14 protein-coding genes are annotated in these 15,580 nt (G+C 64.4%); 12 read left to right on the top strand and 2 right to left on the bottom strand.

Features of this window, described 5'->3' with window-relative positions; genetic code table 11:
* Window positions 1-16: 16 nt before the first annotated feature.
* Window positions 17-718 (top strand): TetR/AcrR family transcriptional regulator, encoded by a 702-nt coding sequence (locus tag ABWI03_RS16565; RefSeq protein WP_234036770.1) that lies wholly within the window; start codon window positions 17-19, stop codon window positions 716-718.
* A 243-nt stretch (window positions 719-961) separates the two neighbouring features.
* Entirely contained in the window at window positions 962-1,507 is a 546-nt protein-coding gene (locus tag ABWI03_RS16570; protein ID WP_003942671.1) for an alpha/beta fold hydrolase, read from the top strand.
* Window positions 1,508-1,585: 78 nt separating this feature from the next.
* Here the strand turns inward: ABWI03_RS16570 and mtr are convergent, their stop codons facing one another.
* On the bottom strand, window positions 1,586-2,962 hold the full coding sequence (gene mtr, locus ABWI03_RS16575) for a mycothione reductase (RefSeq protein WP_020969385.1): 1,377 nt from the start codon (window positions 2,960-2,962) through the stop codon (window positions 1,586-1,588).
* Window positions 2,959-4,008, bottom strand: a complete 1,050-nt coding sequence (locus ABWI03_RS16580) for an alpha/beta hydrolase (RefSeq protein WP_298780109.1) — start codon at window positions 4,006-4,008, stop codon at window positions 2,959-2,961. Before ABWI03_RS16580 ends, mtr begins: the two co-directional genes overlap by 4 nt.
* Before the next feature lie 146 nt (window positions 4,009-4,154).
* Here ABWI03_RS16580 and mqo point away from each other — a divergent pair, with 146 nt between their 5' ends.
* From mqo to ABWI03_RS16630, 10 genes are all read left to right on the top strand, one after another.
* Window positions 4,155-5,693: a malate dehydrogenase (quinone) gene (mqo, locus tag ABWI03_RS16585; protein ID WP_003942820.1), complete on the top strand. Its 1,539-nt coding sequence runs from the start codon at window positions 4,155-4,157 to the stop codon at window positions 5,691-5,693.
* Between the two features lie 11 nt (window positions 5,694-5,704).
* Window positions 5,705-6,181, top strand: coding sequence for a GNAT family N-acetyltransferase (locus ABWI03_RS16590; protein ID WP_003942808.1), 477 nt, complete (start codon window positions 5,705-5,707; stop codon window positions 6,179-6,181).
* A 224-nt stretch (window positions 6,182-6,405) separates the two neighbouring features.
* On the top strand, window positions 6,406-8,388 hold the full coding sequence (locus ABWI03_RS16595; RefSeq protein ID WP_298780104.1) for a magnesium chelatase subunit D family protein: 1,983 nt from the start codon (window positions 6,406-6,408) through the stop codon (window positions 8,386-8,388).
* A gap of 21 nt (window positions 8,389-8,409) precedes the next feature.
* Window positions 8,410-9,024, top strand: coding sequence for a cob(I)yrinic acid a,c-diamide adenosyltransferase (gene cobO, locus ABWI03_RS16600; protein WP_019748043.1), 615 nt, complete (start codon window positions 8,410-8,412; stop codon window positions 9,022-9,024).
* Entirely contained in the window at window positions 9,018-10,394 is a 1,377-nt protein-coding gene (locus ABWI03_RS16605) for a cobyrinic acid a,c-diamide synthase CobB (protein WP_298780099.1), read from the top strand. The genes cobO and ABWI03_RS16605 overlap by 7 nt, the downstream gene beginning before the upstream one ends.
* Window positions 10,378-10,791 carry a cobalamin biosynthesis protein gene (locus ABWI03_RS16610; RefSeq protein ID WP_298780096.1) on the top strand — a complete coding sequence of 138 codons (414 nt, stop codon included), beginning with the start codon at window positions 10,378-10,380 and terminating at the stop codon, window positions 10,789-10,791. The genes ABWI03_RS16605 and ABWI03_RS16610 overlap by 17 nt, the downstream gene beginning before the upstream one ends.
* The gene (gene cobA / locus ABWI03_RS16615; protein WP_007735001.1) at window positions 10,788-12,014 is read left to right on the top strand and encodes a uroporphyrinogen-III C-methyltransferase; all 1,227 of its coding nucleotides are present in this window, start codon (window positions 10,788-10,790) and stop codon (window positions 12,012-12,014) included. Before ABWI03_RS16610 ends, cobA begins: the two co-directional genes overlap by 4 nt.
* Window positions 12,015-12,025: 11 nt before the next feature.
* A complete protein-coding gene (locus ABWI03_RS16620) occupies window positions 12,026-13,522 on the top strand; it encodes an MFS transporter (RefSeq protein WP_435054166.1) in 1,497 nt (498 codons plus the stop codon).
* Between the two features lie 80 nt (window positions 13,523-13,602).
* On the top strand, window positions 13,603-14,031 hold the full coding sequence (locus ABWI03_RS16625) for a CBS domain-containing protein (RefSeq protein ID WP_047888847.1): 429 nt from the start codon (window positions 13,603-13,605) through the stop codon (window positions 14,029-14,031).
* Window positions 14,032-14,066: 35 nt separating this feature from the next.
* Window positions 14,067-15,575 (top strand): protein adenylyltransferase SelO, encoded by a 1,509-nt coding sequence (locus ABWI03_RS16630; RefSeq protein ID WP_298780087.1) that lies wholly within the window; start codon window positions 14,067-14,069, stop codon window positions 15,573-15,575.
* Window positions 15,576-15,580: the final 5 nt, after the last annotated feature.

Raw genomic sequence — 15,580 nt, forward strand, 5'->3', positions numbered from 1 at the left:
TCTGTCAACGGGGTGGATGTCCACAATCTATTACGGAGCGCTACGCAACGTAATGGTTTTCGGCGAAACCGGTCGGGTACTGTCCGCAGTTGTGGACCAACGCAAGGATCGACGTATCGGCACCGTCGGAGTGGGGCGCCCTCGAGATCCGCAGGTGGACGACGCCATCCTCACCGCCGCCCGCGAGTTGCTGGCGGAGCAGGGTTACCAGAAGACCACGATCACAGCCATCGCGCGAAGGGCCGAACTGGGCACTGCCGCAATTTATCGGCGCTGGGCGACCAAGGAATCCATCATCGAGGATGCGGTCTTCGGAATGCAGGATGCGGCGCTACCGGTGACCACGTCGAATTTGCGTGACGACATGCAGGCCTGGACGAGATGGTTCCTCGCGAGAGTTGCCGAACCGGCAACGCGCGCAGCGATTCCCGGCCTGCTGTCGGCCTACCATCAAGAAGACGGCGCCTACGAACAACTGGTTCGGAGATCGGAAGACCCGGCCCGGCTCGCGCTCGCCGAGCGCGTGCGTGTCGAATTTCCCGAGCGGGCCGACGCGGAAATCGTGTCGACCGCCGATGTGGCCTTCGACATTCTCGTTGCAACCACCATCGTGCGGGGCCTCACGAGTGGCCTCGCCGACGGTGACGCGTTCTGCACGCGCACTGCGGACGCACTGGTTCTGCTTCTCACGGCCGCCGGTGCCGAGGCACGTCGATGACCAGCTGACCGAGGCGCTTCCTCCGGTCAGACGCTCGGTGCTTCGGCCCACCCCCCACCCGAGCGAACGGTACATCGGTCGCCTCAGATGCGCCGAAAGCCACTTTCGCTCGGAAGGGAGGGGGTAACGAGGTGGTACAGAGCGAACAAATCGGGCTCGCAGCGGTGGTGTGAATGTATGAGTGGTCATACTTCTGTCGACTCCAGGGTCCTCCACAGTGTGGATCGCGTACCGTTTCCAGACATGGAATTGACTCGAGTAGCGGTGGGCAGTGGTTCGTGCACCGTTCGGATCGACGGGCCGGTCAGCAAGCATGCGGTACTCCTGCTCCCCGGCAAGGGCGACCCCGTCGACTTGTACGACGATGTGTGTGAGCGACTGCATCATTCGGATCTGCGGACCGTCGCGGTGGAATCGATCGAGAATCTCGACGAGACCTCGGCAGTGGTACTGCTGGACGAGTTGAACATCGCCTGGGTGAATCTGGTCGGTCACCGGGAGGGCGCCGATCTCGCGTGGCTGTTGGCTGCACGTCAGTTCGGCCGCTTCGCGAGTTTGATCGCCGTGGACCGTGGTCACCCGTCAGCAAGCGATATTGCCGGCGTTCCGCCGGTCGAGGTTCCGACCACCGTCGTCGTGGGCAGTGGAGGTCGGGCCATCGCCGACGCCAGTGGTCGTTTCGTGTACTCCGACTTTCGCGTGACGGAACTTCCGGGTGTCGACGACGTCGTGAAGTCGGCACCGGCCGAACTCGCAACCGAGATCGTGCTGCGTACCAGCCCCTGGTGACACTCTGACCTACGGAAAGGCGGGCACTCCCACTATGCGGAGTGCCCGCCTTTTCGGCGTCATGCGGGTTGGTCGTGGTCAGATGTCGAGGCCGAGCAGCGCGTTCTCGACTACTTCGGCCAGGGCCGGGTGGATCCAGTACTGGCCGCGGGCCATGTCCTGAGCTGACAAACCGAAGCTCATCGCCTGGATGAGCGGCTGGATGACGGTCGGGGCCTGCGTACCCATGACGTGGGCGCCGAGGATGCGTCCGGTGCCGCGCTCGGCGATCACCTTGCAGATGCCCTCCTGATCTTCCATCGCCCAGCCGTACGCGACGTCGCCGTATGCCTGCACCTTGACCGTGATGTCGAGTCCGGCGTCGCGAGCCTGCTTCTCGGTCATTCCGACATCGGCGATCTGCGGGTCGGTGAACACTGCAGCGGGTACGAAGCGGTGATCGGTGCTGCGAAGCCCGGACGTGTCCTTCCAGGCGTCCTGGAGCAGGTTGTGCTGAACGACTCGCGCTTCGTGATTGGCGACGTGCTTGAGTTGGTACGGCGAGGAGACGTCACCGAGCGCGAAGACACCCTCGGCGGTGGTGCGTTGGTATTCGTCGACCACGATCGAGCCCTTGTCGTCGAGTTCGACTCCGGCCTTGTCGAGGCCGAGTAGATCGCCGTTGGGCTGCCGACCCACCGCGACGAGGAGGACGTCACCGGAAACGACTGTGCCGTTTGCCAGTTCGACGGCGATGTTGTCGCCGTCGCCGCGTACCGACGTGAGGGGTGAGCCCAGATGGACGTCCCACTTCTGTTCGGCCAACTCGGTGAAGCGCTCGGATATCTCGTCGTCGAGGTGCCGTAGCAGTCGCTGGCTGCGACCGATGATCGACACGCGGGAACCCAACGCGGAGAACACGTGTGCGAATTCGGTGGCGATGAATCCGGAGCCTACGATCACGAGGTGTTCAGGGAGTTCCGGCAGTCGCATGATGTCTTCGTTGGTGTAGTACTTCACACCACTCGACGCGATCTCTTCCGGGATGATCGGACGTGAACCGGCTGCGATGACCACCTGGTCAGCGGTGATCGTCTCGCCGGTTCCGGTGTCGATCGTCTTGTCGCCGGTGAACGTGGCGTGGCCGCGATAGACGGTGGTGTTGGGGCTGTCTTCGCTGCGGTACCGCTCTCCACCTGCAGAAATGGGATCGATGCGGCCGAAGACGCGCTTGACGATGTCGGACCAACGGACGCCGTCGAGCGTGGCGTCGACGCCGTACTTCTCGGCAGTGGTGATGGTGCGTGCCACCTCGGCGGCGTAGACGAACATCTTGGTCGGAATGCACCCGACATTGAGGCACGTTCCGCCGAAGGTGCCCTCTTCGAGGATTGCGATCTTCTTGCCGTCGAACCGCTCGTCGGGCAGCGAGTTTCCGGATCCGCTGCCGATGATTGCAAGGTCGTAGTGCGTCACTGCGCGATCTCCTGTGTGTTGCTTGCTGTGCTTGCCGAACTTTCTACGGCCGGGGTGAGGTGGCCGTCGAGCCACTCCAACCACAGATCGAGTTCGGAAAAGGCTGTGGCCAAGGGCTTCTCGGTGGAAAGGAACACGTCGTGGCGGGCGCCGTCGATCGGGACGATAGTGGTGCGATCGCCGAGGCACCCCGCCCAGCGTGCGATCTGTTTGACGTCGAGAACGGAATCGGCGAGGTCGACGCTCGGGTTGTACGCCTTCGCGAACTGCGACTTCTTCGAGCGCAGGATCAGCGCAGGCACTCCGATGTCGAGGCCGCGGTGAAGTTTCGCGTGACCCGCTCGAACCGCGCGCATCCACCCGAAGGTGACGGGGCAGCCGGCCAGTGGCTTCCAATCGAGGTTGTAATCCCAGACGCCGTTGGCCGAAACATGAAGACTGGAACCGTAAGTCGGTAGTCCCGTTCCCGGGATCACGGTCTTTGCCGACACTCGTCCGAGGGCGTCGATCGCTGTAGTGCCGACGTTGCGAACTACCGAAGGACCCTGAAGGTCGAACCACGGGCTGTTGAGGACCAGCCCGCAGATTCCGGCTCCGGCGCTGCCACCGGGCTTGCGCTGCAAACGGTTCAGCCAGAGCGGAACGATCAGACCGCCGGTGGAGTGCGCCATGAGCAACACCTCGCTGCCCTCGGTCTCGCTGCGGACGATGCGCAGCGCTTCGTTCAGTTCGGCGTCGTAGAGCGCAAGGTCGGAGACGTAATGAGCTGTGTGCCCCGGCTTGAGGGAGCGCCCGCACTTACGCAGATCGAGTGCGAAGAACGCGTAACCCTGTTCGGCGAAATGCTCGGCCAGGTGCTTCTGGAAGAAGTAGTCGGTGAAGCCGTGCACGTACAAGACGGCACGACGTGTCTTCACCGCCTCCTTCTGCGGTTGGTAGCGGACCAGTGTTGCGTCCACCTCGCCTTCGCCGTCCGGATCCGCTCCGAGGGGGATCGTCAGCTGCTGATATCCGTCACCGAGGACGTCTGGAACCCAAGTAGTCACAAATCACAATCTAATCGTCGTTTCAGGTGCGCGTTGTAGAGCACAATTGGGGGTGGTGAACCGCGCGAGTACGCACGGGTAACCTATTCGGCGTAACACAGCAGGCGGATGCGCGCACGGCTAATGACAAGGAAGTCGATTCTCCAGTGTCGAATCAGAACGCGGTAGAGACGAAGACGGATGTAGTGCTCGTGGGCGCAGGCATCATGAGCGCCACGCTGGGCGCATTGCTGCGCCAGCTGCAGCCCGATTGGTCGATCTCGACCTTCGAGCGGCTCGATGCCGTCGCAGCCGAGAGCAGCGACCCCTGGAACAACGCGGGAACCGGTCACTCCGCCCTGTGTGAGCTCAATTACACCCCGGAGAACTCGGACGGCACGGTCGACATCAAGAAGGCCGTCAACGTCAACGAGCAGTTCCAGGTGTCCCGCCAGTTCTGGGCACACGCGGTCGAGCAGGGCGTCCTGACTCAGCCCAAGGAATTCATCAACCCCATCGCACACGTGAGCTTCGTTCACGGTGAGGCCAACGCCAAGTACCTGCGTGCTCGCTACGACGCACTTGCCGGCCACACGCTCTTCCGCGGCATGGAATACATCGACGATCCGGCCGAGTTCAGCAAGCGTTTGCCACTCATGGCCAAGGGACGCGACTTCTCGGATCCCATCGCCCTGAACTGGAGCCAAGACGGCACCGACGTCGATTTCGGAGCGCTCACCAAGCAGCTCATCGGCTACATCGGTAAGACCGGCGGCAAGATGTACTTCGGCCACGAGGTCACCAACCTGACCCAGAACTCGGACAAGTCCTGGACCGTCAAGGTCACCAACCGTCGTACCGGTGAAAAGCGCACCGTTCGCTCGCGCTTCGTGTTCGTCGGTGCCGGTGGCGGCGCCCTGCACCTGCTGCAGAAGTCGGGCATCAAGGAAGCCAAGGGCTTCGGCGGCTTCCCGGTCAGCGGCGCTTTCCTGCGCTGCACCAACCCCGAACTCATCGACCAGCACAGCGCCAAGGTCTACGGCAAGGCTGCTGTCGGCGCCCCGCCCATGTCGGTGCCTCACCTCGACACCCGTGTCATCGGCAACAAGCCGGGTCTGCTGTTCGGCCCGTACGCCGGTTGGTCGCCGAAGTTCCTCAAGCAGGGTCGCGTCACGGACCTGCCCGGCTCGGTCAAGCCGAACAACATCCTCTCGATGCTCGGCGTCGGTGTCAGCGAGCTCGGCCTGGTCAAGTACCTGGTGAGCGAGCTCGCCAAGAACGAAGCCGGTCGCATCTGGGATCTGCGTGAATTCGCGCCCAAGGCGCAGGCGCAGGACTGGGAACTCATCACCGCCGGCCAGCGTGTCCAGGTGATCCGCCGGGCCAAGGGCAAGGGTGGTGTTCTCGAATTCGGCACCGCGGTGGTCGCCGCTGAGGACGGTTCCATCGCCGGCCTGCTCGGTGCTTCGCCCGGTGCGTCGACGGCCGTTCCGGCGATGCTGGACGTGCTCGAGCGCTGCTTCCCGACCGAGTTCCAGGGTTGGAAGGGCAAGCTTCGCGAGATGGTTCCGTCCATCGGCGTCAAACTCACCGACAACGAAGGCCTGTTCAACCAGGTCTGGGATTGGTCCTCGAAGGTTCTCGAGCTCGATTCTGCCGGTGCTTCCGAATCGGCTCCGGTCGCGGATACCGCCGCGACTGTGTGATAGTCCAACCCATGACGGCAACAGCAGCTTTGAAGCGTTCATGGGCACTCGACCTCGACAACAAGACCTTCTACGAGTTGTTGAAGCTTCGAGTGGAGGTCTTTGTCGTCGAGCAGGCCTGCCCGTATCCCGAGTTGGACGGGCGGGACCTGCTGACGGAAACCCGCCACTTCTGGCTCGAGCAGGACGGCCAGGTGGTGTGCACACTCCGTCTGCTCGAAGAGCACGACGACGGAAACAAGAGCTTCCGAATCGGGCGTCTCTGCACGTCGCGTCAGGCTCGTGGACAGGGGCATACGACCCGCCTCCTGCAGGCTGCGCTGGCCGAGGTCGGCGAAGCGCCGTGTCGGATCAACGCGCAGACCTACCTGGTCGAGATGTACGCCAAGCACGGATTCAAGGCCGACGGTGAAGAGTTCATCGAAGACGGCATCCCGCACACCCCGATGCGTCGTGGTGGGGGAGAGCCTTTCGTGGCTGTCAGCTAGTTCGTCGGAGATTTGACCCTGGTCGGCTCATGGGAAAGTGAGCCGACTAGGGTTTTTTCGATACCGAATGCTCGCGGGGAAGTCCTGTTCGATCCAGGCGCGGTCCCGCCACTGTGAAAGATCTCTCCTCTACCGATTGGTCGGGAGATCTCAGCCAGGTTGCCGCGACATTCGAGTGCAGCCAAATTCTCGGCGAGGAAACCGAGAGGTGGAGGGATATCGACGTGCGAAGTGAAGAAGATCGACCAGTGGCGGGCTTCCCGTTCAGTGCTGTGGTCGGCCAGGATCAATTGCGATTGGCGCTGATCCTGTGTGCTGTGCATCCGGGGATCGGTGGAGTCCTGGTCCGCGGTGAGAAGGGAACTGCCAAGTCGACGGTCGTGCGCGCGCTGACTGCGCTGCTGCCCGCGGTCGACGACGCCGGAACGATGCGACCGGCCCGCTTGGTGGAACTGCCCGTCGGCGCCACCGAAGACCGAGTTATCGGCTCGATCGACCTCGAGAAAGTTCTCCGTGACGGTGAGCGCGCTTTCCAGCCGGGCCTGCTTGCCGCCGCTCACCAGGGTGTTCTGTACGTCGACGAGGTGAATCTGCTTCACGACCACCTGGTCGACGTGCTTCTCGACGCCGCGGCGATGGGCAGGGTCCACATCGAGCGTGACGGCATCTCCCATTCGCACCCGGCCAAGTTCGTACTCGTCGGCACGATGAATCCCGAAGAGGGAGAACTACGTCCGCAGTTGTTGGACCGATTCGGTCTGGCTGTCGACGTCGCAGCTTCCCGCGACGTCGACGTGCGCATGGAAGTGGTGCGTCGCCGCCTCGACTACGAGCGTGACCCCGAGGCATTTGTCGCTCGGTACGAATCAGCCGATGAGGAGTTGGCAGCCGAAATCCTCACGGCGCGTGAGAAACTGGACTCGGTCGAGCTGAGCAACCGCGAGCTGCGTCGTATCGCCTCGCTGTGTGCGTCGTTCGACGTCGACGGAATGCGCGCCGACTTGGTGCTCGCGCGCACCGCGACCGCCCACGCCGCGTGGCGAGGCGACACTGAGGTCACTGCGGAGGACGTGCGAGTAGCGGCGGAACTGACGCTGCCGCATCGCCGCCGCCGCGATCCGTTCGACGAGCCGGGCTTGGACCAGCAGCAGTTGGACGACGCACTCGAGCAGGCCGATCAGGACGCCCAGTCTCAGGTCGAGGACGACGCGCGCGACGGAGAGCCCGAACCTCCCGAGAGTCCCGAAGACCGTGGCCCTGACGAAGACCGTGGCCCTGACGAAGGCCGTGGCCCGGAAGATGGTGGCCCGGAAGATGGTGGCCCCGAAGACGAGGGTCCGGACGACGACGGCCCGGAAGACCCTGACGGACCTGGTGGGGGAGTACGCGCCACCGATCGACCTTCGGCACCACCGGCCGGCGAGTTCAAGGCCAAGCTCCTCGAAGTTCCGGGAGTCGGTGAAGGTGCACCGGGACGCCGCTCGCGGTCCATGTCGTCCCGCGGACGGGTCGTGCGATCCACCCGGGAGCGTGGTCACGGGTTGCATCTGACGAGCACGGTCTTCGCCGCAGCCGAGTCCCAAGTTGCGCGCGGTCGCACTGCTGGACGGCTGCGGCTGGCACCTGCTGATCTCCGCGGCGCGATTCGTGAAGGGCGAGAAGGCAATCTGATCGTCTTCGTTGTGGACGCCTCGGGGTCGATGGCGGCACGCGATCGGCTCTCAGCGGTCACCGGTGCGGTTGTGTCGCTGCTGCGCGACGCTTATCAGCGCCGCGACAAGGTCGCCGTCATCACGGTCCGTGGTCGCGAGGCCGAGCTCGTACTGCCGCCGACGTCGTCGGTGGACATCGCTGTTCGTCGTCTGCAGTCCATGCGTACCGGCGGCAAATCGCCACTCGCAGAGGGATTCCTGCGTGCCCGTGAGGTGGTTCTGCGTGAGCGCCTTCGTGATCCGCAGCGTCGCGCCCTCGTCGTCACGCTCACGGACGGCCGGGCTACCGGCGGCAAGGATGCGCTGCATCGCGCCCGCGTCGCCGCGCACCTTCTTGCCGACGCGTCCGTCGCGTCCATCGTCGTCGATTGCGAGACCGGCCTCGTGCGTCTGGGGTTGGCCGCCGAGTTGGCCCGAGAACTACGTGGCGGATACGTCCGCCTCGCCGAATTGTCAGCGCAGCAGGTCGCGGGTGTCGTCCGCGCCGCAGCCTAGATCCCAGCTCAGGAGTTCGCGATGCCCAAGGGTGTTCCCGAGACAGTTCCCGACGACGGTCTGACCACGCGTCAGCGTCGTAACGCGCCGGTACTTGCCGTGCACACCGGCCCTGGAAAGGGGAAGTCCACCGCCGCTTTCGGCATGGCGCTGCGTGCCTGGAATCAAGGGTTCGACATCGGCGTGTTCCAGTTCGTGAAGAGTGCCAAGTGGAAGGTCGGTGAGGAAGCCGCGTTCCGCGCGCTCGGAAACCTGCATGACGAAACCGGTGTCGGTGGGCCGGTGCAGTGGCACAAGATGGGCGAAGGTTGGTCATGGACACGCAAGGCCGGTAGCGAGGAAGATCATGCTGCTGCCGCGGCGGAGGGTTGGCAGGAGATCGCGAGAAGGCTTGCAGGCGAAGAGCATCGATTCTATGTCCTCGACGAGTTCACGTACCCGCTCAAGTGGGGTTGGGTGGACGTGGACGAGGTGGTGCAGACACTGCGCGATCGCCCAGGCAACCAGCACGTCGTCATCACGGGGCGTGACGCCCCGCAGGCGCTGATCGACGCCGCCGACCTCGTGACCGAGATGACGAAGATCAAGCACCCGATGGATGCCGGCCGAAAGGGTCAACGGGGCATCGAATGGTAAGTCCTTCCACTCCGGCCGTGGTGATCGCCGCTCCTGCCTCGGGTAGCGGAAAGACCACGGTGGCAACGGGATTGATCGGTGCGCTGCGACGGTCCGGTAGCAGCGTTGCACCCTTCAAGGTGGGGCCGGACTACATCGACCCGGGTTATCACGGACTCGCGGCAGGGCGGCCCGGACGCAACCTCGACACTGTCCTGGTCGGCCCGGATCGCATCGGACCGCTCTACCGGCATGGAACCGCCGGCTGCGACATCGCCGTGGTCGAAGGCGTCATGGGTCTGTTCGACGGAAAGATCGACGAGGCCAACTCGCAGCCGTCGGCCGAAGGATCGACGGCGCAGGTCGCATCAATCCTCGGTGCGCCGGTGGTTCTCGTCATCGACGCCCGTGGACACAGTCAGAGTCTGGCCGCCGTACTGCACGGCTTCGCGACGTACGACGCAGGTGTGCGCATCGGCGGCGTCATCCTCAACCGCGTCGGGAGCGCTCGTCACGAGCAGGTGTTGCGTCATGCGTGCGACAAGGTCGGCGTCGCGGTGCTCGGAGTGGTACCGCGGTTGACGGAACTCGAAGTTCCGTCTCGGCACCTCGGTCTGATTCCGGCGGCCGAGCACGGCGCGGCCGCCGTGGCCGCGGTGGACGCGATGTCCGACCTGATTGCCTCGCACGTCGATCTGGGTGCTGTTCGCGCGCTGGCCGCCTCGAACGTCAGCTCTGCTGCATGGGATCCGGTTGCCGAAATCGGTGGGCACGCCGAATCTCGGCCGGTGGTCGCCATGGCTGGTGGACCTGCCTTCACCTTCGGCTACGCCGAGCATCGGGAACTACTGACCGCTGGCGGCGCGGACGTGCAGGTGTTCGATCCGTTGCACGACGAGCTTCCCGCGGGAACTGCCGCTCTGGTCCTTCCCGGCGGCTTCCCGGAAGAACACGCGGTGGACCTTGCGGCCAATACCGTTCTGCTGCAGCAGGTTCGTGACCTGGCGGACGGCGGTGCACCGATCCACGCCGAGTGTGCCGGACTGCTCTACCTCGCGCGCAGCCTGGACGGTCACGGCATGGCCGGTGTTGTCGGGGTGGACGCGACGTTCGGAAAACGCCTGACCCTCGGCTACCGCGAGGCAGTGGCGATCAGCGACTCCAGCCTCTTCGACGCGGGCTCCCGTGTCACCGGTCACGAGTTCCACCGAACGTCTCTCGTCTCGACAGACGCGGACGGTTGTGCCGGCGCGTGGGGGTGGCGGCCGTGGGACGGCGGCAGTGTCCGCGAAGGATTTGTTCGCGGCGGCGTCCACGCGTCGTATCTGCACACTCATCCGGTGGGGCAGCCCCAATCGATCGCGAAGTTCGTCGATGCCGCTCGGGGATGACCTCTGTATAGGTGTTGGATTCACGACGAGTGCCACCGCGAAGGACATCGTCGCTGCGGTGAACGCCGTGCTGCGGGGGCAAGCGAGGATCGTGGTCCTCGCCACTGTGACCGGAAAAGCGGCGTCTGCGGCTCTGTTGGCAGCGGCCGATGAGCTGAACGTCCCGATTGCGAGTTTCGACTCGGACGTACTTGGGCGGGTTCGGGTTCCGTCACCGTCGACTCGCGTCGAGCACGCGATCGGGACGGCAAGCGTCGCGGAAGCGGCGGCAATCCTCGCCTCCGTGGGTGGCCGGCTCGTAGTGACCAAGACTGCCAGGGATGGAGTGACCGTAGCCGCGGCCCGTAAAGTTCCCTCCAGCTTGAACAATTCTGACGACGAAACGGAGTGCGAGTGAGCGAGTCCACCGCAGACGAGACCAACTACTTGGTCGGCCTCAACCTGACCGATCGACGCGTGGTCGTGTTCGGTGGCGGCACTGTGGCTCAGCGCCGACTCGGACTGCTGGTCGCCTCCGGTGCCCGTGTTCACGTCATCAGCCGCGCATTCACTCCAGCCGTCGAAGGTATGGCCACGGCCGGACAGATCACGGTCGAAGAGCGCCCGTACGCCGACGGCGACCTCGAAGGTGCGTGGTACGCCATCGCCTCGACCGACGAGCCTGAAACCAATGCGGCGATTGTCGCCGAAGCGGAGCGTCGCCACATCTTCTGCGTGCGCGCCGACAACGCGAAGCATGGCACGGCGGTGACTCCCGCCAGCGCCGAGTACGACGGTATGAGCATCGGAATTCTGGCCGGCGGCGATCACCGTCGTTCGGCAGCCGTGCGCACCGCCGTCGTCGAAGGTCTTCAGTCGGGCGTCCTCGCCGATACGGCCGAGCCTGCTGCTGCGGGTGTTGCCCTCGTCGGTGGTGGCCCGGGTGACCCCGACCTGATCACCGTGCGAGGACGCCGGTTGCTCGCCCGGGCCGACGTCGTCGTGGCTGACAGATTGGCTCCGCCGGAGTTGCTCGCCGAACTGGGTCCGGACGTCGAGGTGATCGACGCCGCGAAGATTCCGTACGGCCGCGCCATGGCTCAGGAGGCCATCAACGCCGCACTGATCGACAACGCGAAGGCAGGCAAGTTCGTGGTCCGCCTCAAGGGCGGGGACCCGTACGTCTTCGGGCGGGGATACGAAGAACTCGAAGCGTGTGCCGCTGCCGGCGTTCCGGTGACCGTAGTGCCCGGAATCACGAGCGCGATCTCGGTCCCGTCGGCCGCAGGCATCCCGGTCACCCACCGCGGCGTCACCCACGAGTTCGTCGTCGTCAGTGGGCACGTGGCTCCGGATCATCCGGATTCGCTGGTCGACTGGTCGGCACTGGCCAAGTTGCGAGGCACGATCGTGCTGCTCATGGCGGTCGAGCGCATCGATCAGTTCGCGAAGGCGCTCGTTGACGGTGGACGCCCCGCAACCACGCCCGTCACCGTGATCCAAGAGGGCACGTTGCGAACTCAGCGTGAACTTCGGGCCGATCTGGCGACCGTTGCTCAGCGCGTCAAGGACGAGGAGATCAAGCCTCCGGCGATCATCGTGATCGGGCCGGTCGCGGGCTTTTCTGTCGACGCTGGGTAACGTGAAGTCTTGTGTCTGATTCCCCAACGTCTGAAACCGCTTCGGCTAACGCTCCGATAGTGACTCGAGTCATCGGGCTCGCCATCATCGTCCTGAGTGGTTTGCAGATGATGGTGGTGCTCGACGGCACCGTCGCAAACCTCGCGCTTGCCCCGCTGCAGGCTGATCTCGGACTGAGCGACAGTGGCCGCAACTGGGTACTGACCTCTTATGCGCTGGCTTTTGGTGGGCTCATGTTGCTCGGTGGGCGCCTCGGTGACGCGTACGGGCGCAAGAAGATGTTCATCGCCGGAGTCTCCCTGTTCACGGTGGCGTCGTTGCTCTGTGGTCTCGCCCTGAACGAGGGCATGTTGATCGCAGCGCGGGCGCTGCAAGGCGTTGGCGCGGCCGTGGCCTCGCCCACCGCCTTCGCCCTTGTTGCCACGACTTTCGCCGCAGGTCCGGCTCGAAATCAGGCCATCGCGATTTTTGCCGCCATGACGGGCGTCGGATCGATCGCCGGTCTGATCATCGGCGGCGCGTTGACCGAGGTGTCATGGCGTCTGATCTTCCTCATCAACGTCCCGATCGGCATCGCGCTCGTCGGCATGGCGTTCCGCGCCCTTCGAGAGACGAATCAGACGCGTCTGGCGTTGGATGTCCCCGGCGCGATCCTCGCAACCCTCGGATGCACCGGTGTCGTTTTTGCTCTCACCGAAGGCCCGGAAATGGGGTGGGGGAGTATCGCCGTCGTCGGGGCATTGGCTGTCGGCCTGGTCGCCCTCGCAGCCTTCCTCTTCGTCGAGCGAACTGCAGACAATCCGCTGTTGCCGTTCTCCTTGTTCGCCGATCGCAACCGCGTCGCGACGTTTCTGGCCATCTTCTTCGTCGGTGGCGCGATGTTCAGCATGACGGCTTTCGTCGCGTTGTTCGTGCAGGACATCATGCAGTATTCGCCGCTGCGTGCCGGTATCGCGTTCATTCCGTTCGCGTTCGGATTAGGCGCCGCCGCCTCGGTTGCATCCAAGCTCGCAGTGAAGATTCAGCCGCGGTGGCTGGTCCTCACCGGCGTCGTGATCATGATCGTCGGACTCCTCTACGGATCTACTCTCGATTCCGATTCCACCTACCTCGCCAACTTGTTCGTGCCCGTGATCGGAATCGGATTCGGTATCGGCCTCGCGATGGTGCCCTTGCCACTGTGCGCGATCGCCGGAGTACCCGAGACCGAGATCGGCCCACTGACCGCCATTTCCCAGGTTGCCCAGACGCTCGGTGGACCACTGGCGCTGTCGGTGATCGGTGCGATGGCGACGTCCAAGACGCTCTCGCTCGGCGGCACTTCAGGCAAGGCCGCGGAGATGAATCCGGCGCAATTGATCGCGCTCGGCGAGGGATACACCTTCGCGCTCGTCGGCTGCGCGGTCTGCGCGGTGTTCGCCGGTATCGCAGCGCTCTGCATCAGGTTCACGCCCTCACAGGTAGCCCAGGCACAAGCGGCGGAGAAGGCAGCTCAGGGAATCGCCTGATCAGCCCTGTTTATCCGCTTCGCCAGCCGATACGATCGTTGCAGGACGTGCCGAGAGTCTCGACGGATCGGGGTGCCGTGATGCGGATCGCGGACATATTGCGAAACAAGGGCAACAGCATCGTCACCATTGACGCACACACGACGGTCAACGGGTTGCTGTGCGATCTCGCCCGCCACAACATCGGGGCCATGGTCGTGGTCGACGACGACGCGGTGGTCGGGATCATCTCCGAACGCGATGTCGTTCGACGCCTGCACGAACGCGGCCCGGATCTCCTGGATATCCAGGTTTCCGAGGTCATGACCGCGCTGATGTACACGTGCGTTCCGGCAGATGCGGTGGACAGCATTGCCGCGATCATGACCGAGCGTCGTATCCGCCATCTGCCGGTCATCGAGGACGGCAGCCTTCTCGGCATCGTGAGTATCGGGGACGTGGTGAAGAGTCGCATCGACGAGCTCAAGAGTGAGCGCGATCAACTCGAGTCGTACATCGATCAGGGCTGATCGATAGGTCGTCTCACGGTGACTACTCTCGTGTGATGGCTGCAATCCAGGAATCCACAGCAGGCGCGGTCACCATCGTGGCCGGCCTCGAGAGCACGTTCGCCGACGAGCTGGGCGCCCTGACCGTGCCGTGGCAGGGTGCTGCCGCGCCTGACCCGCAGTTGCTCGTGGTGAACGAGCAACTGGCCGCGTCGTTGGGATTGGACGTGACGGTGCTGCGAAGTGCGGACGGGGTCGGCGTCCTGTCCGGGTCGACGGTGCCGGTCGGGGCCACACCGGTGGCGATGGCGTATGCGGGCCATCAGTTCGGTGGATACGCACCAATACTCGGGGACGGTCGGGCGTTGTTACTCGGCGAACTCGTCACCAATGACGGGCAGCGAGTTGACTTGCATCTGAAGGGCTCCGGGCCCACGCCGTTCTCTCGGGGCGGCGACGGGTATGCAGTCGTAGGGCCGATGCTGCGCGAATATCTGGTCAGCGAGGCGATGTACGCCCTCGGCATCCCCACCACGCGCGCGCTGTCGGTGGTGGCGACGGGTCGCCACGTTCGCCGCAACGGCGCGGAACCCGGTGCTGTGCTTGCCCGGGTAGCGTCGAGCCATATTCGAGTGGGGACCTTCGAGTTCGCGGCCCGGCAGGGTGAAGTCCTGCAGTCGCTCGCCGACTTCGCGATCGCCCGCCATTACCCGGAGCTGACCGAACTGCCGGCGACGGGTACACACAATCGGTACCTGAGGTTCTTCGAGGCGGTGGTCGAGGCGCAGGCGTCACTGGCGGCGAGGTGGATGCTCGTCGGTTTCGTACACGGGGTCATGAATACCGACAACACGACAATTTCGGGGGAGACCATCGACTACGGTCCGTGCGCCTTCCTCGACGCATTCGATCCGGCGGCAGTGTTCAGCTCGATCGACCACGGGGGCCGCTATGCATTCGGCAATCAGCCCGCTGTACTGAAGTGGAACCTGGCGCGCTTGGCAGAAACACTGTTGCCACTGATCGATTCCACACCCGACGAAGCAATTTCCGCGGTGTCAGCAGTTCTCGAGACCTTCGACGAGCGCTACGAGGGTCACTACGCGGCCGGTCTCGCGGCAAAACTCGGTCTGGCCCAGGCGATCGGCGATCGGACGCTCGTCGACGATCTCCTGACATTGTTGGCGGAACACGGTGCCGATTGGACAGGCAGTTTCCGCGCTCTCGCGGACGAACTGCGCGGAGATTCGGCGCCCCTCGACAATCTTGTGCCACGAGACCACATCGCGCCCTGGTTGCAGCGGTGGCTGGGCGCTCTGACGGAACAGGGGCGCGGGTCCGCGGAGACCGCCGGCGCCATGGATCGCGTCAACCCGCTGTACATTCCGCGTAATCATCAGCTCGACGCTGCGTTGCGCGCCGCGACCGACGGCGACCTCGTTCCCTTCGAGAAGCTGTTGGAGGTGGTCACGCACCCGTTCGACCGACGCGACGAGTGGTCCGACTACACCGAGGCGGCCCCGCAGTCCTTCAGTGAGACGTTCCAAACCTTCTGCGGCACTTGACAGCC

This window comes from Rhodococcus baikonurensis, from assembly GCF_040489275.1.
GTDB classification, from domain to species: domain Bacteria; phylum Actinomycetota; class Actinomycetes; order Mycobacteriales; family Mycobacteriaceae; genus Rhodococcus_F; species Rhodococcus_F baikonurensis.

What these genes read in the sequence shown, in the direction of transcription:
- ABWI03_RS16565 (WP_234036770.1), top strand. Translation starts at nt 17, where the DNA reads ATGTCCACAATCTATTACGGAGCGCTACGCAACGTAATGGTTTTCGGC.
- ABWI03_RS16570 (WP_003942671.1), top strand. Translation starts at nt 962, where the DNA reads ATGGAATTGACTCGAGTAGCGGTGGGCAGTGGTTCGTGCACCGTTCGG.
- ABWI03_RS16590 (WP_003942808.1), top strand. Translation starts at nt 5,705, where the DNA reads ATGACGGCAACAGCAGCTTTGAAGCGTTCATGGGCACTCGACCTCGAC.
- cobO (WP_019748043.1), top strand. Translation starts at nt 8,410, where the DNA reads ATGCCCAAGGGTGTTCCCGAGACAGTTCCCGACGACGGTCTGACCACG.
- ABWI03_RS16605 (WP_298780099.1), top strand. Translation starts at nt 9,018, where the DNA reads ATGGTAAGTCCTTCCACTCCGGCCGTGGTGATCGCCGCTCCTGCCTCG.
- ABWI03_RS16610 (WP_298780096.1), top strand. Translation starts at nt 10,378, where the DNA reads ATGCCGCTCGGGGATGACCTCTGTATAGGTGTTGGATTCACGACGAGT.
- ABWI03_RS16625 (WP_047888847.1), top strand. Translation starts at nt 13,603, where the DNA reads ATGCGGATCGCGGACATATTGCGAAACAAGGGCAACAGCATCGTCACC.
- ABWI03_RS16630 (WP_298780087.1), top strand. Translation starts at nt 14,067, where the DNA reads ATGGCTGCAATCCAGGAATCCACAGCAGGCGCGGTCACCATCGTGGCC.